At 48.6% G+C, this 21,954-nt stretch carries 4 protein-coding genes; all 4 read right to left on the reverse strand.

The genetic code is table 11. The annotated features are described in order from the left end of the window. Window positions 1–462: 462 nt before the first annotated feature. The 4 genes from ectB to MKY01_RS21505 are packed head-to-tail and all read right to left on the reverse strand — an operon-like array spanning window position 463 to window position 21,894. On the reverse strand, window positions 463–1,722 hold the full coding sequence (gene ectB, locus MKY01_RS21490) for a diaminobutyrate--2-oxoglutarate transaminase (protein ID WP_127550793.1): 1,260 nt from the start codon (window positions 1,720–1,722) through the stop codon (window positions 463–465). 43 nt (window positions 1,723–1,765) lie between these two features. Then, window positions 1,766–3,046, reverse strand: coding sequence for an MFS transporter (locus tag MKY01_RS21495; RefSeq protein WP_127550791.1), 1,281 nt, complete (start codon window positions 3,044–3,046; stop codon window positions 1,766–1,768). Next, window positions 3,043–14,094, reverse strand: coding sequence for an amino acid adenylation domain-containing protein (locus MKY01_RS21500; protein WP_339283451.1), 11,052 nt, complete (start codon window positions 14,092–14,094; stop codon window positions 3,043–3,045). The genes MKY01_RS21495 and MKY01_RS21500 overlap by 4 nt, the downstream gene beginning before the upstream one ends. A gap of 24 nt (window positions 14,095–14,118) precedes the next feature. After that, window positions 14,119–21,894, reverse strand: coding sequence for an amino acid adenylation domain-containing protein (locus MKY01_RS21505; RefSeq protein WP_339283453.1), 7,776 nt, complete (start codon window positions 21,892–21,894; stop codon window positions 14,119–14,121). Between the last annotated feature and the right edge of the window lie 60 nt (window positions 21,895–21,954).

Consider the following 21,954-nt stretch of genomic DNA (forward strand, 5'->3'; position numbering starts at 1 on the left):
AGAATATGCTAATAGATCTTTAACATACACTCTCTCAACAGTTGCTGTGAAAAAGACGTATTTAGTTCAGTCTAATTTTAGACAAAAAAAAGACAACAGAACAATTTCTAATTCTGTTGTCTTTATCAAATTATTCCCCCAATATGTCTTACAGGAAACTGCGGAGAGGAATACTTGAAAACAAGAAAAATAAAATACAGCGTTCGTTATTGATGGAGGCAAAGTCATGACCTTTCGGAAAAAACACCCGCAGCAGATCATTGGCGTTCTCGTTCGATCCTTGTTGCCACGACCCCTGAAAGACCTCCTGTGGAAATTGGCCAGATTTCGGGTTTGAGCCAGTATTTGCATAGGTATGCGATAATTAAAATGCTGGGTCATAGTTCACTTCCAATTGATTTTATGACTGGGGCGACCTAAAATAGATACGCCTACCAACATAACAACGATATATACGAAAGATTAGAAACTATACGCATGACAAGCATTACTGATACTCTCTTTAATTTTATTACAGCCAATCATCAAATTCTCTATATTTATCGTCAAAGGAGGCATGATTTTAATCACTGTGTCGTTACGACCAGCTCTTTCGAGAATAAGCCCATTTTTAAAGCAATTCGCTGTGATTTCCCGTGCCACTTCTTCGCCCAGACAAGAGACATCAATCCCCCAAATCATGCCAATGCCTCGAATATGTAGTCCAGGATATAGCGGTTCAATTTCATATTTTAAATATTGCTTAAGAAATTCTTCTTTTTTGCGTACCTGTTCCCCAAGCCTTTCCGCAGTCCTGAATTCAAGCGCGGCCTTAGCCGTGACAAAGGCTAATTGATTCCCCCTAAACGTTCCATTGTGCTCACCCGGACTCCATATATCCAGCTCCGGTTTCATCAGCAACAACGACATCGGCAATCCATACCCACTAATCGATTTGGATAAAATAACGATATCCGGCACGATTCCCGCCCGCTCGAATGAGAAGAACGCACCCGTTCTTCCGCATCCGACCTGAATATCATCGACAATCATCAAAATATCGTGATCATCACATAGCTGTCGCAGGCTTTGCAACCATTCATTTTCAGCAACGTTGATTCCGCCCTCCGCCTGAACGGTTTCCAGAATAACCGCTGCAGGCTTGCCAATACCGGAATGCGTATCTGACAGAATATGCTCCATGTAACGGATCGTATCCAACCCTTCAAAAGACTGTCCGTAAGGAATAAAAGTCACATTATTCAGCGGAATTCCCGCACTTTCCCGCATCGCATTGCTGCTCGTGACAGACAAACTTCCGAGGGACATCCCATGAAAGCCCCCCATGAAAGCAAATATACCATTTCTACCCTTGACCTTACGGGCCAACTTCAAAGCAGCCTCCACAGCATTCGTGCCTGTCGGGCCGCAAAATTGCAGCTTATAATCCAAAGATTGAGGTTGAAGGATATGCTCCGAAAATGAAAGAATAAAATCCTCTTTCGCTTTCGTATACATGTCGAGTCCGTGCATGATTCGGTCCTGAGCTACATACTCAATGATTCCGGCCTTCATATACTCATTATTATGCCCATAATTCAGCGCTCCGGCTCCTGCGAAAAAATCGATGTAGGCTTCTCCCGTAACCGAGTATAATTGCTCACCCTTAGCTCTATCGAAAATAACCGGAAAACTTCTGCAATAAGACCTCACGTTGGACTCCAACATTTCGAACGTATCCATTTTACATTCCCCTTTTCGTCTTTTGCAATTTCGATAGAAATTGTCAGGCCTCGTGTGTTTCCACAACTCTTAAAGGCTCAGGCTCGCTGCCTTGGGTAAAAAACTCTCTGAGATCGCGGTTACGGTAAGCCAGGATGCCGACCACAAGCAAACCGGCACCGGAAACCAATGTAATATAGTACCAATCTACAATTTCCAGAAGTGCACCGTATACCCCCATTCCTATAGGCACAGCGATGGTTATTACCGTGTTCACCACCCCTAAAACACTAGCTCTTATTCGCTCAGGTATATAGAGCTGAACATAAGAAAGCATTGGAATATTGCCCATTGTGTTAAGTATTCCGGTGAACATCAAGACGATCATGAAGCCTATCATAAGCACTACCTTTGTGCTTGTCTCAAAGATGGGCCACTCGGGGAACATCCATAGGACAATCATCAACGCCTGGATCTGAATTAAAATGAAGATTTTGTTGGTAATAAACCGGTTGATGACCGGTACCGACACAGCAACGGCCCCTATAATTACGCCTACCGCCAGCGCCGCTTCGATAAATGATAATTGCTGTGGCGTCATATCGAGCGCTTGATAAACGATAAAGGGCAGGATAAGGGAAACTGCCGGAGCAATTACAAAGTTAATAAAAACAAAAATCATCAGCAGATACTTGATCGCAGCCCGGCGGCGAATGTATTTGTAAACCTCTTTTACACTTTCAAAATAAGGCTTTGCTTCTCCGATCTCCTCTTTGCGGGGCGAGAATTTCAATAGCAAATTCAAAAACCCGGAGAAAATGAACGCGGCTCCCTCGATCAAAAAGATATGCTCCAGCCCAAATTTGCTATAAGCCGCTGCACCGAGCACCGGTCCCAGTATGCCGATTAGGGCACTGATGCTCTGCGTGCTGGAATTGACCGTCGGAACCCTTTCCGGAGAGACAATATTGGGAACGGATGAGTTTACCGTCAGAGTAAAGAGCGCTTGAAGAGCGCTCAAGATCATAGAATAAACAACGAACAGCCAAATGCTGTCGTGAAAAGCCTCAAACATGAACATAAGCATTAGAACTGAGATTCCACATAGAAAATCACAGACTATCATAATCCTTTTTTTACTACGGCTGCGGTCAACGAACACCCCAGCGATAATATTGACGAATATGCCCGGTATATAGGTGAAGCTCAACACTAAAGCGAACATACTCGATGAACCGGTGAGATCCAGAACATACAGACTGAGTGCAAAACGAAAAATGGATGTTCCCAATTCGGTGATTAATCTGCTTAGACTGAAAACGATTATATTTGTTGAGTCTCTCATATTTTTACACCCTTCATATGTTTCCGTGCGGCTTCATCAAGCATGCTGCGAAGAGTATCTGGATTCTCTTCCGCAGGAATAACAAGCGTCATGTGAATCCGGTTCCCTTGGTGCCACGCCATGCATAAGATCCGGTTAGGCTCATCGCAATTCACACCATCTTCCTCAAGGTAGTCCAAATCCGTTTCCGTGCCGAGTTCTCCCAAATAGTTGAAATTGATCGGCATCTCCCGATGGGCTGCAGCCAACCGCTGCGCCGCATCCATAAAGGCTGGATCAATCGACTCGTTGTACAACAGATTCGCAAAATGGATGTTATGCTCGGAAGCGGATTTCAGCATCCCTTTGATCGATTCGGTCTGCCTGTCCATTTCTTCTCCGCAGTCTAACAACAGCGGAATATAATCTATGCATTCACCGACAATATCGAAATAAGACTGATCCCGGTACTGTCTGCCAAAATGCGTCATCCACAACGGAATCCGTGACTTACCGAAGTACGTTCCGAAAAACGCAGCGCATATCCCCAACGCTGTCTTCCATTTAAACTCTGCATCCAGCGTTTGCGATAATTCCATATCAAATGGGACGCTATGGTGGAGAACCGTAATCTTTGCCGGATCCAAGTCGCTGCGCCGATACATACTGACGGCGATTTCCCTAGCAGCGGATTCAAATGACGGAATATTGTAAAGCTCGTTAAAACTTGCTGCCGATATCCCTTCCGGGCCTCTGCGAATCTGGTCGGCAAAATCCGTAAAGGTACGGCTTTTTCTCGTTTCGTCAACTCTCCCTTGGCTTAGTGATTCATATTCATGGATTACTCGATTACGAATAATTTCATTACTCATGTAATCGAATATCGTATGTGAGAACGGGAGCAGCAGGACATATTCCTTTACGTTTTGCTTGACCAGCAGCACCCGGTACATCAATGGATCGCTGTCCGTATACGGCCTGATGAAAAAATTCTTCATAAGCGCCCGCAGAATATCCCTTTGCGACTCTGGTTCGAAACCGGAAATATCTAAAGTTGGCAGCTCGAGCTGCTCCGGGCTTTCATGCAATCGCCAACGTCCGGTTTCCGTTTCAGTGTCTTCGATGAGTACACTGCGCATGACTTCCTCGGCAGACACAATTCGCTGCAAGGCTCGGCCCAACAACTCCGGCTGAATCACTTTTCCAAATTTCACCATGGTTCCCGACACATCTTTATGCTTGAAATGGTACGTTTGGGAAGGCGAAATATCATACTCTTTGACTATCGGCTGGTTTGTAATGCCTTTGGCGTACGCCTTCTGCTTCCGTGAGATCGAATTCATCATCGTTTCTACCCAGTCTGCGCCATTCGTCTGCCGCAAACCCAATTGGTCGTTCAGTTCTTGCCTGCTTAGGTTGCGTTCTGATGTCGGAATCAGCGCGCTCAAAGCATCCGCAATGAAGTGCGGTTGAATCTTCTCGTCCAGGTGTGCAGCAATCAAGTTCTCTGCTCTCCGTTTCAGTCCCTCATCCATTCCTGAAATGTGGACGACCATGAATTCCTCGCCGTCAACGGAATAAGTTTTCCAGTTGCATGTGCGTTCTAAGCGTTCCCCAAGCCATTGTTCCGCAGTGGGAATATCTGTAAAGTGGTGCTCAGATTCCACCGTTACAGAACGTGCCGTAGAAGCCGCCAGCTCGGCAGGAGTCTGATGGGCGAACACCTGATTTATACTCAGTTCGAAGCCAAGATTAGCCAGCTTTGAAACAACCTGCATGGCCTTTAATGAATGTCCCCCGATTTCAAAGAAATTGTTGTGGACACCAATCCGTTCCAATCCCAGCACTTCCGACCATACCTGCACAATTACAGCTTCCGCCTCATTCCTTGGCGGAGTATATTCGCCCTCGGTTACGTCATAATCCGGCTCGGGGAGCGCTTTTCGGTCAACTTTGCCATTCACGTTGAGCGGAAGTTGAGCCATAAATAGGATTACGGTCGGAATCATGTAGTCGGGGAGCTGTTGTCCCATAAACTCCTTTAGCGACTGTATGGTCAATTCAACCTCCGCCACAACATAACCGCAAAGGATCTTATCCTGCGACTCTCCGGCCTGCTTGACAAGGATGACGGCTTCTTTCACGGAAGGATGACTGAGCAGTATATTCTCGACCTCGCCTGTCTCGATCCGGAACCCCCGAATTTTCACCTGATTGTCCATTCTGCCGATAAACTCGATAGAGCCGTCTGGAAGCCATTTGGCGGCGTCCCCGGTCCGGTAGACCCGCTCACCTGGAATAAACGGATTGGAGAAAAATTTCTGAGCCGATAATTCTTCATTATTTATATATCCCCGAGCCACGCCGTCTCCCCCTACCCAAAGCTCGCCGGGGACACCTACCGGATTCAAATTCCCGTTTTTATCGACGATATAGGCCGTGGAGTTGCTGATCGGCGGTCCAATTGGCACGCTATTTCCGTATGCCTTATCGATGACGAAGCAGCATGAAAAGGTTGTATTCTCCGTAGGTCCGTACCCGTTTACCATGGTTAACGGACCGGATTGCTCTCTTACCTGCTGAATATGTTTCGGGGAGAGAACATCTCCACCGACAATCAAATAGCTTACGTTGCGGAACATGTTTGGCTTGTGTTGGGCAAATTGTGTAAACAGCGGCGATGTTAACCACAAAGTCGTAATGTCATGCTGCTGAAGCGCGGATTCAAAGAGGACCGGATCCAGCAGCGTAAGTTTGTCGACCAGGTGCAGCCTCGCTCCGTTCAGCAGCGCCCCCCATATATCAAATACACTGACATCGAATACGGGTGCCGCCGTTTGCAAGACCCGGTCTTCAGTGCTGAAGCGAACATAGTTGGTATTCTTGACCAATCTGGAAACGCCCAGATGCTCGACCATAACGCCCTTAGGCAGTCCGGTTGATCCCGATGTATACATTACATAGGCGAGATTGTCGGTGCCCGTCTTATTCAGCAGGTTCGGGGCACTCTCGTCACAGAGCTGCCGATGATCCATCAAGATGACTTCCGCGTCGCAGGCAGCCCGATCCGCAAAGCAGCTCCGGGCGAGCAGCCATTTGGCGCCGCTGTTTTTGAAGAAATATTCCACCCGATCACGCGGATAGTCAGGATCGATCGGAAGATAAGCACCTCCCGCTTTTAGAATGGCGAGCATCCCGATAATCATTTCCAGCGTACGGTCACCCATGACGGCAACGACCCGTTCAGGCCCTACACCCTTCTCTCGCAGCAGTGCCGCGAGCTGGTTTGCTTTGGCATTCAGTTCGCCATATGTCAGTTCGATACCATCACAGGCCAGCGCGATGCTCTCTGTATGCTTATCCACTTGTTCCTCGAACAGTTCGTGAATGGTTTGACGGGGATACTCGGTTTTCGTGTTGTTGAAGTCCCCAATGATCTGACCCCGTTCTTCTTCCGTCAGCATACGGATGTCGGATAGCCAGATCTCCACATCTGTGGTCACGGCCTCCAGAATTTGAAGGTAATGCGCGATCATCCGCTCCACCGTATCTTTAAGGAACAGCTTCCGGGCATATTCTACATCCAGGCGAATTTCCCCCTCCTCTTCTGCTGCCGTAACCATCAGGTCGAATTTGGATGTTCCGTTGTCGAAGTCATACGGTTCTATAAGAAGTTCACCAAGCTGAATTTCCCCGACGCCGACGTTATCGACGGCAAACATGGTATCAAACAGCGGATTTCGGCTGACATCCCGCCGTACATTCAGCCTTTCGAGCAAATCCTCATATTGGACCATCTGATGCTCGAATGCTTGCAGCGAATGCTTTTTAACTTCCTCCAAAAAGTCGATGAACCGTTTGCTTCCTTCCGGCTGATTTCGAATCGCCAGGGTATTGACGAACATACCGATGACACTTTCCAATTCCTTTTGCAGTCGACCAGAGGTCGGTGTGCCTACGATAATGTCCTCTTGGTTGGCGTATTTGGACAATAGAATGTTGTATGCAGCCAATAGAAACATGTATAACGTAGTTCCAGTCCGGGCAGCCGTCCCAAGAATCCGGGAGCTTAATTCACTGCCGATCGCAATAGAGAAAGCATCGCCTTCAAAGCTTTGGATTTGCGGCCGTGGATAATCTGCCGGAAGGTTTAGAGCGGGCAGCTCTCCTGCAAAACGCTCCAGCCAATACTGTTCTTGCTTCGCGTAGGCTTCCGATTGAAGCATTTCACTTTGCCATGCCGCATAATCCTTATATTCGATGCGTGATGAGGTATCATCCAGCTCTTGGCCGCTATAAAGCAAGTTCAGCTCCTCGACAAGAAGGCGGATCGATCCTCCATCCGAAACGATATGATGCATATCTATGATCAAAATATGCCTATCCTCACCCAAGTTTGCCAGCCCTACGCGCATTAGCGGAGCCTTTTGCAAGGAGAAGGGTTCAACGAACCGCTCTATGATTTCCGAAATATGGTCCGGATCTTCCGGTGCCTCAAGCTCCCGGACAGAGAAAGAAACGTCGTGATGCACCATTTGCATCAGCTCTCCTTCTACAAACCGAAACGAGGTCCTGAACGCTTCATGCCTGCGAATGAGGATAGTAAATGCCTGGTGCAGCCGTGCACGGTCCAGCTCCCCCGTTAGCTGTAAAACAAAAGGCATATTATAAGCCGTCCCCGCCCCTACAAGCTCATTGAGAATCAGCAAGCGCTTCTGTGCTGACGACACCGGATAATGCTCTCTTTCCGGCACCTTTGCGATCGAGGAATAGCTTGTTTGTTCCACAGCGTCGATCGCCTCAGCCATCTGTTCCATCGCAGGATGTTGAAAAATACTGCTTAACGGAAAGTCAATCTGGAAGACTTCCTTGATATGGGACGCCAGCGCTACCGCTTTGAGTGAATGCCCGCCCAGTTCAAAGAAATGGCTGTATGCTCCTATCGGGGCCGTTCCGAGAACCTCCGACCATATTTCGGCCAGCTTTCGTTCCGTCACACCGCGCGGTGGCACATAATTATCTGCTGCAGCGGATGCAAAGTCCGGTTGCGGAAGCGCGCGGCGATCCACCTTTCCGTTGGAGGTCAGCGGGATTTTGTTCAATTCCACGTAGTGAACAGGGATCATGTATTCCGGCAGCTCCCGCGCCAGACATCCCCGAATCTCGCGGACGGCAATATTACGGGATGTCGTAATATAAGCGCACAACTCTGTTTCCTGCTTCGGATTTAATACCACAGCAACGATAGCCTCAGCAACGCCCTCCTGTTTGAGCAGGACATTCTCCACTTCTCCAAGCTCGATGCGGTAACCTCGAATTTTGACCTGCTCGTCCATCCGGCCTAGATACTCCAGGTTTCCATCAGGGAGCCACCTAGCCAGATCACCGGTTCTGTACATTCTTTCACCGGTTTGAAATGGATCGGCGGTAAACTTCTCCGCCGTCAAATCGTCCCGGTTCATGTACCCCCGTGCCAGACTGTCTCCGGCAATACACAGTTCACCGGGAATCCCGATCGGAAGGAGCTTGTCATTTCTGTCAAGGATATACACCCTTACGTTGTCAATCGGGCAGCCGATCGGAATGTTATCGTATTCGCCATTCACCTTGAAAGCTGCCGTCACGATGGTATTTTCCGTAGGTCCGTAATTATTTACCAGGTCATAGGGTACGGGATGATAAGACTTGAGCTTATCTCCACCGGTAAGCAGCACACGCAGGGAATCGTTCTGGATCTGGGTGAATTGCTCGCAGACGGCCGTCGGCAGGAAGCTGACAGTGATACCCTGTTCGTTGTAGTAATCCGCCAATCGCGGCACATCGTATCGGATTTCCTCCGGGATAATATGAAGCTCACCGCCCGACAAGAGTGATGGGAATATCTCCCACACAGAGGCATCAAAGCCGAATCCGGCGTATTTGGTACTTTTGTCCTCAGGCGTCAGCCCGTAATACGATTGATACCATCCTGTCATATTGAGCAGGGAGCGGTGTTCGATCATCACGCCTTTCGGTTTCCCCGTAGACCCTGACGTATAGATCACATAGGCCAAGTCGGCGGACGAACCCTTTGGCGTCGAGAACGGCTTCTGTATATGAAGCTCACTGTTTGGCATCAGCACTGCCTCTAAATCGATCCAGGGGAGACTCAAACCTTTCGATTGTACCAGCCCATTTTTCGTCAGTAGCAAGCCAGCCTTGCTATCCTCCAGAATGTAAGTAATACGATCGGCAGGGTACTCATGGTCGATTGGGAGATATGCTGCCCCCGTTTGTAATACTGCAAGCACTGCCACAATCATTTCGACCGAATGTTCGACCATGATTGCCGTGATCCCCCCGGGTTTCACACCCTTTTCCAGCAGAACGTAAGCAAGGCGGCTCGTTTGTTCCTCCAGTTCACGGTAAGTCAGCCGCTGGTTTTTAAAGACGAGGGCAATATGGTCCGGCGTACGCTTGACCTGTTCTGCAAACAACTCATAAGCGGTCCGGTTATGGGCAAAGTCCTTTTTCGAACCGTTGAATTGTTCCAGAATCCAGCTCCGCTGCTCCGGCGGCAGCAGTTCTATATCTTCCAGCTTGATATGTCTGCTAACAACCACTGACCTTAAAACCTCAATGTAGTGCGTCATCAGGCGCTCGATCGTCCCGGCTTTTAACAGCTTCGCAGCATACTCCGCTTCGATGGACATTCCCCGGTCATTTTCCGTTACCGTCAATGTCAAATCAAACTTCGACATCCGTCCGTCCCAGGAACGAGAACTTACGGTAAGTCCGTCTAAAGCCAACTCTTCAATACCGAGATTCTGAAGCGTAAACACCGTGTCGAACAGCGGGTTACGGCTTAAGTCGCGTCTGAGTCCGAGCTTCTCGATAAGCTCCTCGTATGGATAGTCTTGGTGCTCGAAAGCCTGAAGTGTCGTTTGTTTCACTTCGCACAGGAATTGATCGAACGTTTTTGTTCCTTCCGGTTTTACACGCAAAGCAAGCGTGTTGACGAACATACCTACCGTTTGAAGCACGTCTGCATGAGTTCTGCCCATCGTTGGAGATCCAATCACAATATCCTCTTGGGAGGCATATCTGGAAAGCAATATGCTGTAGGCAGCCATCATAACCATATACAAGGTGGCTCCCGTTTCGTTAGCCAGCTGTTTCAACCGGGACGTCAGCTCTTCATCGAGATTCACTGAGGAAAAAGCTCCTTCAAAGCTTTGAATCTGCGGTCGTGGATAATCGGTCAACCAATTAAGCACGGGTGGCTCTTCGGCAAATTGATTAAGCCAGTAATGCTCCTGCTGCTCCCTGGGGCCGGACTGTTTACTTTGCCAAACGGCAAAGTCTTTATATTGAACACGTCGAACCGAATGCCCTGCATGAGTTTTTGCAACTGCTTCTTTACCCAGGCTGTTATACACTTCGCAGAATTCCTGCACGATGATTCCGATGGAAGCACCGTCGGCGACGATATGATGGATATCAATGATCAGAAGACAGCATTCTTCCCTTATTGTAGATAGTCCCGCCCTCAGCAAAGGTGCGCTTCCGAGGTCGAACGGAACTACGAATCGGTCGACGGTTTTCTCAATATCCTCACTAGGATGAGACTCCAATTCCTTTATAGCAAAGGGTACCTTCTCATGCACCACCTGGACGGGTTCCCCATGCAAAGACGCAAAAGAGGTTCGTAAAGACTCGTGGCGGGAAATCAAGATTTGAAAAGACTGTTCCAGCCGGTCGACATCAAGTTTACCCTCGATTTGCAGGACAAACGGCATATTATACGCTGTTGTAATTCCTGCCATACTATTCAAAACATACAGGCGCTTTTGCGCAGAGGACACTGGATAGAACTCGGCTAGGGGAGCAGGCTCGATCCCAACAAATTCCTCATCTTCGTTCCTGTTGATCCTCGCTGCCATCTCTGCTAGAATCGGCGTCTGGAATATATCTCTTAAAGGGAGTTGGATCTCAAATTGCTTTTTCATTTCCGTGACCAACTTTAACGCTGTCAGGGAATGACCCCCAAGCTCAAAGAAATGGTCATTCGCCCCGATCGAAGGAATGGCCAGTACAGCGCTCCAAATGTCCGCCAGCTTTTGCTCCGTTTCGTTCCGAGGCGCAACAAACGCTTCGTTACCAAGAGCATTAGCCTCCACGGGCTCCGGCAAGGCCTGCAGGTGAACTTTGCCGTTCGGAGTAAGCGGTAGTTGGTCCATAAATACCCAATGAACAGGTACCATATAATCCGGCAGATCATTCAAAAGATACTGTTTCATACTCGTCGCATCGAGATTTTCCGCACCAACCACATAAGCACATAATGATTTCAGACCGTCACCCTTGTCTCTTACTGAGACTACAGCCTCCTTCACGCTTACATGCATCTGAATCCGGCTTTCGATTTCCCCGGTTTCGATGCGGAAACCGCGTATTTTCACCTGATTGTCCAACCGGCCAATAAAATCGATGCTTCCGTCCGGGAGCCAGTTTACCAGATCCCCCGTACGATAAATCCGTTCTCCCTCGATAAAAGGGCTTGCAATAAACTTCTCCGAAGTCAGGGACAGATTGTTTATGTATCCGCGCCCGACGCCATCACCGCCAACCCACAGTTCTCCCGAAACACCGACGGGGCACAGATGCCCGTATAAATCGACGATGTAAGCAGTAGAATGGGCAATCGGTCCGCCGATCGGAATCCTTGTTTCCTCGAACGAACGGATCGTGTAGCAGCAGGAAAACGTCGTATTTTCAGTCGGCCCATACCCGTTAATGATCGTCGTATTGTGGCATTGGTTCGCCACAAGCTGAATATGCTTAGGGGAAAGGGTATCCCCCCCGACGATCAAGAAGCGAAGGGGACGGAATAACGTCGGATCCAATTGAGACAACTGATTGAACAAGGGAGAGGTGAGCCACATTGTTGTAATGCGGTATTCATGAATCGCTTCTCCCAACAGCTGCGCATCCAGAATGGAGTGCTTATCGATGATATAAAGTTCCAGGCCGTTTAGAAGTGCTCCCCAAATCTCAAATGTGCAGGCATCAAATACAGGTGCTCCGGTTTGCAAAATGCGGTCTCCTGGTTCAAAAGGGACATAGTTGCTGTTTTGGACGAGCCGTACCACATTATGATGTTCGATCATCACCCCTTTGGGACGTCCCGTCGAACCGGAGGTATACATCACATAGGCCAGGTTTGAGGGCGTAAGAATCTTTTCCGCATCGATTGCACGGTCCTCTATCACAGTTGAAGTACATTCATCCTCTTCCCGATCCAGAATGATGGATTCGACTCCGTCCATATGCTTGTCCGCATAACACTCCGACGTAACGATCCATCTCGTCTCACTATCCCTCAACATAAAGGCAATGCGATCTTCCGGGTATTCCGGATCAATAGGCAAATAGGCGCCACCAGCCTTTAAAATACCCAGCATACCCACTACCGTCTCCATTGAACGGTCGCCGATCAAGCCCACGACGCTATCTGGTTCAACACCCTTTCTTCTCAGTCGGGATGCCAGACGATCAGCTCGCACATTCAACTCCGCATAAGTCAGTTTGTGTTCCTTATTCACGATAGCGATGTTTCCCGGTATCATCCCGGCCTGACGCTCGAACAGCTGCACGATCGTTTGATCCCTCGGATATTCGCCGACGGTGTTAAATTGGTGCAGGATTTGCTGTTTCTCGTCGTCTGTAATGACTGAAATATGCTGAATCAGAATGTCAGCGTTCCGGCCGACCTGATCGAGCACTTGCTCAAAATTTTGGAACAAACGATCCATTGCGGCCTGGACATATCGGGCTGAGTTATATTTAAATTTGACTTCGAGCCCAGCGTTCGGCATCAGAATTAGGTTAAAGTCATAATGCGTCTGCTCAAAATCTTCAAGCTCAGTAATTGCAAACGCTTCTTCTCCTTCATCTAGAGGGTCCGCACTCACCGGATAATTTTGAAAGGCATAAATATGAGAGATCAGATGCTGCTTCTTGGAAGTCAGGGATTGAATCTCAGCCAGCGGATAAAAGTCGTAGCTTTGGGTTTCTAAGGAGGACTGCTGGACCTCCCGAATTAATGCAGAGAACGACATCCCGCCATGGAAGGCGATCCGGATCGGGACCGTATTGATGAACAGCCCGACCATGTTCTCAACCTCCTCCACTTCAGCCGGTCGGCCGGAGGTGACGGTACCGAAAACCACATCCTCGGTTCCGTTATAGCGGCCCATTAACAAGCCCCAGGCCGACTGGAGCACCGTATTTAAAGTCACCTGATGACTTTTGGCCAGATGCTCCAGCCCTTGTGTCGTTTCCTGGCTTATTTTGTAGGCACGGTCCACTTGAACGGCTTGCTCTCTTTGCCGTACCTCCCTGCGACCATAGCCATTCCGGCCTACCTGGGTGTTCATGCCAAAGGAGGGCAGTTCAATATCTGATTCGTAGCCTTCCAAATATCCGGCCCAGTAGCTTCGGGCTTCTTCGCGGTTCTGCCCATCCAGCCACTGAATGTATCGGGAGAAGGGCGGCGCCTCTTCCACTGATGAAAACGTACCCTGGCTGAGCGATTTATAGACGTCAAACAATTCCTGAACGATTGTTTTTAAACACCAACCGTCCAGAATGATATGATGATAGCTCCAAATCAGCTTATAACTGAGATCACCGGTTTGCAGCACGGCCGCACGAAGCAGCACATCCTTGGCCAGGTCGAACCCCTTCTTCTGGTCCTCTTGGATATAGCGGCGGATATACTGCTCCTGCTCCATTTCGCCAAACGACGACAAGTTCTCATAAAACACAGGCATCACGCGCTTTTTGAATACAACCTGCTTTGGATTTTTCGTGTTCTCATGGATGAAATTAAGCCGAAGCACATCATATTTGTCGATCAGGACATTAAAACTTTTTTCCAATATCAAGGCATTCAGCCTTCCCGAGACGGTGCAGGAAAACTGTTCGAAGTATGCGGCGGAATCCGGGTTCAAATAGGAATGAAACAGCATTCCTTCTTGCATCGGTGTTAAGTTGTATACCCCCGCAATAGTCAGCTTATCGCTCAAGACCATCTCTCCCTAAATTCATTTTTATTGGTTATAAAAATCCATAATGGCTTCCAGCTCTTCAATGGACAGATCGTCTCCCCCCACATCGGAAGGCGTCAGTTCCTGAGTCTCTTTTTCCGTGCAATGCTTGATTATTTCCATCAACTGTGTCTTAAAACGGCCGCCCAGGAGGCTGATTTCCGTTCCTGTATATTCCGCAAGATTATAGTCGATCGACATCGTCAGACAGCCATCTTCCACAAGGCCCGTAATATTCAAAGCCACTTCCCTTTCGGCTTCCGGGCTGACGGTTTGACCGTATGGCACGTCGGAAGCACTGAACAGCTCTGTATTCACATCGTTATCGAATTGCCCCAGGTAGTTAAACTTAATTTCAGGCACCAGACGGAATTGCATCTCTTCCTCAAGCCGGTTCTCACCAAGGTATTTCAGGATTCCGTAGCCAATACCCTTGTTCGGAATGCGACGTAAGTTCTCTTTGACCGATTTGATGTGGTAGGATATATCCGCTGAACTCGGGATATTCAATACGACTGGATAAATGGAAGTAAACCAACCGACCGTTCTGCTGATATTCACGTTCTTCATGATGTCTTCCCTGCCATGGCCTTCAAGACAGATCAAAACATTGTCCTCGCCTGTCCATTCCCTTACGGCCCGTCCCAATGCAGCGAGTAGAATGTCGTTGATTTCCGTATTGTAGGCCTTATGCACTTTACCGAGAAGCTGCCCGGTTTCGGCTGCAGACAGCTTAAAGGAATACGACATGTTATCCGAGACTGTTGCAGTGCCCTCAAAAAGGCCAGACTTGGGCAGGATCTTAATGTTCTGCGATTCGATTTGTCGCCAGTAGGACTTCTCTTTCTGCAGCATTTCACTGTTTGCATATTCCGTCAGTCGGTTCGCCCACGTTTGGAAGGAATCCGTCTTGGACGGCAGTGCAATAAGTTCGCCCCGCTCTGCTTGATGATACGCAAGCGTCAAATCCTCGAATAAAATGCGCCAGGAAATACCGTCAATGATCAAATGGTGAATAATGATCGCCAAATGATCACCCTGGTCTGTCTTGAATAATCCCGCCTTGACCAACGGTCCGTTTTCCAAATCGAGACTGCCATGCAGCTCATCAATGATTCGGGCCATCTCAATCCGGCCATCATCCTCATCGGCCATTGTCTTGATGAAAAGTTCGAACCACGGGTGCTCCTCCCGAATGTTCTCCCCCCTGTTATACTGCATCCATAATCCTTCCTCGCATTTATAAACCATTCTTAACGCATCATGATGACGGATCAGCCCGGTGAAGACCTCCCTTAACAGGTCCGCATCGAATCCTCCACGCTTATGCAGAACGACAGCCTGGTTCCAGTGATTTGCTGGTGAGAATCCGCATTCAAAAAACCACTTCTGAATTGGAGTAAGCTTCACAAACCCCTCGACCGGCCCCTGATCAATTTCGCGGTGGTCCGCCTGTACATATTTGGACAGCTTCCGAATTTCCGGATTTTGGAACAGATCCTTCATTTTCAACTTATAACCTTGATTGCTCAGCTTCGAAGAAATTTGAATGGCTCGAATCGAATCCCCCCCGAGCTCAAAGAAATTATGATCAATCCCGATCTTGTGGACGCTGAGAACCTCTTCCCAAATCGTCACCAGGATTTGCTCCACTTCATTACGGGGCTCCGTATAATTCCCACTCGACGCGGCGCTGCGTTCGGGAGCAGGCAGTGCATCCCGGTTGATCTTCCCGCTGATCAAAAGCGGCATTTCTGCAAGAATGATAAAGTGGGCCGGTATCATATAGCCGGGCAATGTTGCTGCCAATTCATCTTTTAACTCGAAGAGACAATTCTCCTCGCTGTCTTGCACGGAAGACTCCAGAACCAGATATGCACACAAATATTTGCTTCCGGTATCATCTTCTCTAGCCAATACAATCGTTTGTTTGATATGCGGGGATTGCATAATACAAACTTCGATTTCCTCCAGCTCAATGCGGTAGCCTCTGATTTTGACCTGAAAATCTTTACGTCCGAAAAACTCCAGATTTCCGTCATGCCGCCAGCGCCCTAAATCACCGGTCTTGTACAGACGAGGGATTTCACCCGATTCCGGGATACAAGGAGCAAATGGATCTTTCCCGAAGGACTGGTCCGTTCTTTTCGGATCATGGATATATCCACGCCCTACACCCGCACCGGATACACAAATTTCTCCGTAAACGCCTGCCGGACAAAGTTTCATTTGGTTATCGACCACATACAAATTTAAATTCGCCAGCGGTTTACCAATCGGGACGAAGTCTGTCTCCTTAGGCAAGTCGCGGATCACAAGCTGGCTGATATCATCGGCAGCTTCCGCAGGTCCGTACGCATTTACGATTGGAATTCCGGGATACAGGTTCAGCCATCTCCGGGCCAAATCCGGCTTTATGGTCTCTCCCGTAAGCATCAAGTGACTTAGAAAATCTAGTTTCATCCCTGTCTGTTCCAGCACATCCAGCATGACTGTCAAATAAGATGGGACCACTTCCAAAAGCGTCACGCGATCGGCTGTAATTGCCTCCAGGAAACGTTCTGCTTCAAGTACCATATCTTGTGGATACACCGCAGTCGTCCCGCCCAATGCAAGAGCACCAAAGCATTGCCATACCGAAATATCGAAACAGATATTGGCGTTCTGGGCAAAGACCAGATGATGATCCAGAGCAAGAGCATCGGCTTCGGCAAGGATGTGATTCAATAAACCCCGATGCTCGATCATTACACCTTTGGGCTTTCCGGTCGAGCCAGAGGTAAACAATATATATGCCAGACTGTCCGCACCCTGCAGTTTCCCGATATTCACCGGGCTTTCCTTCTCAATTTCCTCCAGCACCAAGTCAAGGCAAAGGATCACCCCTTCATACTGCTCTTCCAACCCATCCCGGACATATTCCGAGCGGGTTATAAGAACTCGTGCCCCGGAATCCTCCAAAATACTCGCTTTACGCTTTACTCCATACTCCGGATCGATCGGAACATAGGCGCCTCCCGCCTTCCAGATTCCGAGCACGCTTTGAATAAATCCGGGGGAGCGCTCCAACATCACTGCAGCAATCGCTTCCTCCGGCAGATCACCCAAACACCTTTGAAGGTAACGGCCAATCCGGTTGGCTTGGGCATTGAGTTCGGCGTAGTTCCATACTCCCCCAGCGAATTTCACTGCCGGTGAATCAGGCTGTTCATACGCAAAACGCTCAAAGCGTTGAGGAACACTCAGATTGAAGTCATAGGCTGCCTTTTGTCCCCGGCCCCAACTCATTATTTCCTTGCGCTCTTCCAAACTGAGCAGCTCCACGCTTCCCAGCGGTATATCGGGAGCCGTTACAAGGTTATGGAGGATCTGCAAGTAGTGACGACCCATTTGTTGTGCGGTGAAATCTGAAAACAAATCGGTGTTGTACTGCAAATCAAGAGAGATCTCGGTATGATCCGCATAAACATCCAGCATCAAGTCGAACTTGGAGATGTCGGTCTTCAGCTCATATGGAGTGAGGAGCAGATCGCCTATAGCAACTTCCGGTTTCTCGCGGTCCGTCAAATTGAACATGGTGTCAAAAAGCGGGTTTCGGCTTGTGTCACGATTCAGATCAAGCAGCTCCACCAACCGCTCGAAAGGGAAATCCTGATGATGGATTGCTGATAACGTGTGATCCATAACTTCCCTGACAAGCTCGCGAAACGTCTTATGATGTTCCGGAAAATTGCGAAGCGCCACTGTGTTGATAAACATCCCCAGCATGTGCTGTACGTCCCGATGATTACGCCCGGCGGCCGGCGTTCCGACGATAATTTCCTCCTGACCGCTATATTTCGATAACAGGGTGCAGTAAGCACCTAACATCACGGAAAACAAAGTTACGCCCATGTCCTGAGACAGCTTCTGAAGCGATCCAGCAAGCTCCGGGGACAGCGAAAGCTGCAATGTCTTGCCGTTAAAGCTCTGCACGGCCGGTCTACGGTAATCCAGCGGCAGGTTTAATAGAGGCAGTTCACCACAGAAATGCTCCAGCCAATAAGATTCATGGCGTTGCATCTCTTCCCCGCCGAGCCGTTCATTCAACCAGAAGGCATAATCCTTATAGTGGATGTCAAGCGGCAGCAGGCCGTTGTCGTTATACATCCGCTCCAGTTCGTCCAGTAGAATGACTCCCGACAAACCGTCGGAAATAATGTGGTGCATATCGATCAGCAGCACACCCTCGGCCTGTCCGGTATGAAGCCATTGAATCCGCAAGAGCGGTGCTTCTTCCAAAGTAAACGGGCGGATAAACGACTTGATTTGTTCATCGATCTGCTGCTTACCCGCACCGGTCATTTCAACCTCTTCAAGCTTACAGTCCGCTTCGGGATGAATGATCTGGACCAGCTCCCCGTCAACAAAGCGGAACGACGTTCGAAATACTTCATGACGGTCAATCAACCGATTGATAATATGCTGTAAGCGCGCGGAATCCAAACGGCCTTGAACTTGGTAGGCGAATGGCATGTTATATGCCGTTGATTCCGACTCCTCTAGCGTATGTAGCACATATATTCTTTTTTGCGCCGGACTCACTGGATAAGCGTCATCGGCAGGTGCCGGTGAAATGGACTCTGCATAGTACACACCTCCGTTCATTTCCCGGATTCGCTCCGCCAAAAGAGCAGCGGTCGGATACTCGAAAATGTCCCTCACTGTTACGTCAACACCCAGCTCCCCTTGAATACGGGAAACAAGGATCGTTGCTTTTAGTGAATGTCCGCCTAAACCGAAGAAATTATCTTCTATGCTTACCCTCTTCACTTCCAGAATCTCAGTCCAAATGGAAACTAAGGACTCCTCCGTATCATTGCGTGCAGGTACAAATTCGCCCTCGTTACGCTCGATGACAGGTTCGGGTAACCGGCTGCGGTTAATTTTCCCATTGGTATTATGCGGCATATCCTCCAGTTGTATAAAGATTGTAGGAACCATATAATCCGGCAAACAGGCGATCAGATACTCCTTCAATTCGGATGCCGTTAGATCGACATAAGCCGTGTAATACGCGCATAAGTATTTCTCGGCCCCACCCTTGACAAGCACTGCTGCTTCCCGAATTTGTTCGTGCTCGCTTAACCTGTGCTCGATTTCTCCGAGCTCAATCCGGAATCCCCTGATTTTGATCTGTTGATCCTTGCGGCCGATGAACTCGACATTACCGTCAGGAAGCCATCTGCCCAAATCTCCAGTTCTATACAATCGAACGCCTGGCCTGGAAGCAAACGGATCCTCCATAAACCCTTTTGCAGTCTGCTCCGGATCATTAAGATAGCCTCTTCCTACTGCAATTCCAGCTACACAAATTTCGCCAATGATTCCAATTGGACACAGTTGTGTTTGCTTGTTAACAATATACATTCGAATATTGGACAACGGTTTTCCGACCGGGATATATCCCTTATTCTCAGGTGCACAATCCATAACATACTGGCAAATATCATCAGATGCCTCCGCCGGACCGTATGCGTTAACCATTTTGATTCCGGGGCAAAGCTCAAACCAGCGTGTAGCCAGCGCAGGCGTGACGGCCTCCCCTGTAATCATCAAATGCTGCAGAGATTCAAAGCGAAGTGAACGTGCCTTAACGATATCCAAAAGTATACTCAAATACGAAGGAACGACTTCGAGAAGGGTTACCCGATCCCGGATGAGCTGATGGATGAACCTCTCGGGTGATAGAATCAGTTCCTCTGGATAGATAACCGTGGTCCCGCCAAGTACCAATGCACCGAATAATTGCCATACCGAAATATCAAAGCAGTGATTTGCCGTCTGGGCGAACACAATATCATCAGATAATTGAAGATCATGCGCTTCAGCCCAAATATGGTTCAGCATCCCCAGGTGCTCGATCAAGACTCCTTTCGGCTTTCCCGTCGAACCAGAAGTAAAGAGTGTATAGGCCAAATCGGTCATTTCTACCGGGACGCCGATATTGCTTTCGGCCTCTTCACCCTCGGGAGGGACAAGGTTGTCCAGCTCCGCAAACCGGCCTGGATAACGTGCTTTCAACTCGTCCTCCACGTGTGCGGATAATGCAACAACGATTCTGGCATCCGAATCGGCAACGATCCCCGACTTCCTCTCCTGTGGATATTGAGGATCGACAGGTATATAAGCAGCTCCAAGTTTCCAAATGGCGAGTATGCTCGCTACCATTAGCGGTGAACGGTCCAGCATCACCGCTGCAAAATCACCCTTTTCAAGCCCGAACTGTCTGAATATGCGTGCCAAGCGATTCGCTTTTCGGTTCAACTGATCGTAAGTCAGGTATTCCTCCTGATAGCGAAGTGCAACTTTTTCCGGCTGACGTCGTGCTTGCTCTTCGAATAGTTCATGCGCAGGCTTGTCAAGCCTGAATTCCTTTTCCGTGTTGTTAAAGTCGGTCAGAATGACACGCTTTTCCTGTTCGGAGATGATCTCGATATCCCGCAAATACACACCATCATTGTCCAATACAATGTTCACGATTTGCTTCAAGTGCCCTTCCAAGTTTTGCAGAAAATGCTCGTCATAGAGAAATCCGTTATAGGTGAACAACACTTCGAGTTCCTGTTCCGGGAATACGGTCACGTCCAGATTGTAATTGGTATGTTCCACCATTTCACTGTCGACTATCGACAGTCTGCCTTCATCGCCGCCCATCGTCTCCAGCGGATAATTCTCAAAAACGAGAATATGGTCGATCAGTTGATTTTTGAGTACTGTTTTTGACTGGATTTCCGCCAATGAAACATAGTTATACCGGTTCGCTTCCAGCATCGAATCATTCACTTGGGCAAGTAGTACTTGGAAAGAGGTGTCCTTATAGCTTCTGATTCGTAAAGGAACCGTATTAATAAACAGTCCCACCATGCTCTCGATACCAGGCAATTCTGGCGGCCTGCCCGATACGACCGAACCAAATACTACATCCTCGCTGTCGTTATAACGCTGCAACAATACACCCCAAATCGCATGGAACACCGTGCTTAACGTCACCTGATGTTTGACGGCCAGCGTTTTCAGGCGCCGAGTTGTATCTTCATCCCATTTAAAATGGTATTTGCGATGATCGAACCCTTTTCGATCATCCCCTCCCCCCAGGGATGGGACCGTCGCACGCAATTCGTAATCCTCAAGGTATTGGCTCCAGTATTGCAGAGCATTCTTCTGGTCTTGCTCCCCGAGCCACCTTATATAATCGCTATAAGGATATACCGGAGCCAATCGTAGCGAGGAACCACTCTCCAAAGCCTCATAAATTTGGAACAAATCTTGGGCAAGGATCCCCATACACCAACCGTCCATAATGATATGATGGAATCTCCAGACGACTTTGTAGACATCCTTATCCAGTTTGAACACAGTCATGCGAAAGAGCGGACCTGTCTCTAAATCGAACTTTCGCTCCAGGTCCCGTGCTTGAAACACCTCGATGAGCCTCGGCTGTTCTTCCTTCGGACAGGTCGAAATGTCCTCAAAGCTTATTTCCGGCTCGCATTGGTTCAAGACGATTTGTAAGGGCTGCTCCACTTCCGTATATATAAATACCGTCCTTAATACATCATATCGTTCTACCAAGGTTGTAAAACTGCGCTTCATTGTTGGAAGTGATAGCATCCCTTGAATCGTGAAGGAAACATGCTCAAAGTACGCTTCAGAGTCGGGTTCCAATAAGGAATGGAACAAGATTCCTTCTTGAGTCGGCGTAAGCGGGTATATTTTATCAATTTCATGATTGCTCAATGTCACACACTCCCCATCTACTTTGGCTGCCGGATTGCCACCAATCCGGCAGCTTCCACC

It is taken from the genome of Paenibacillus sp. FSL R5-0486, assembly GCF_037975155.1.
Taxonomy (GTDB): Bacteria; Bacillota; Bacilli; order Paenibacillales; family Paenibacillaceae; genus Paenibacillus; species Paenibacillus amylolyticus.

Excerpts from the sequence above, each read along its gene's own strand:
- MKY01_RS21495 (WP_127550791.1), bottom strand. The coding sequence starts at position 3,046 with ATGAGAGACTCAACAAATATAATCGTTTTCAGTCTAAGCAGATTAATC.
- ectB (WP_127550793.1), bottom strand. The coding sequence starts at position 1,722 with ATGGATACGTTCGAAATGTTGGAGTCCAACGTGAGGTCTTATTGCAGA.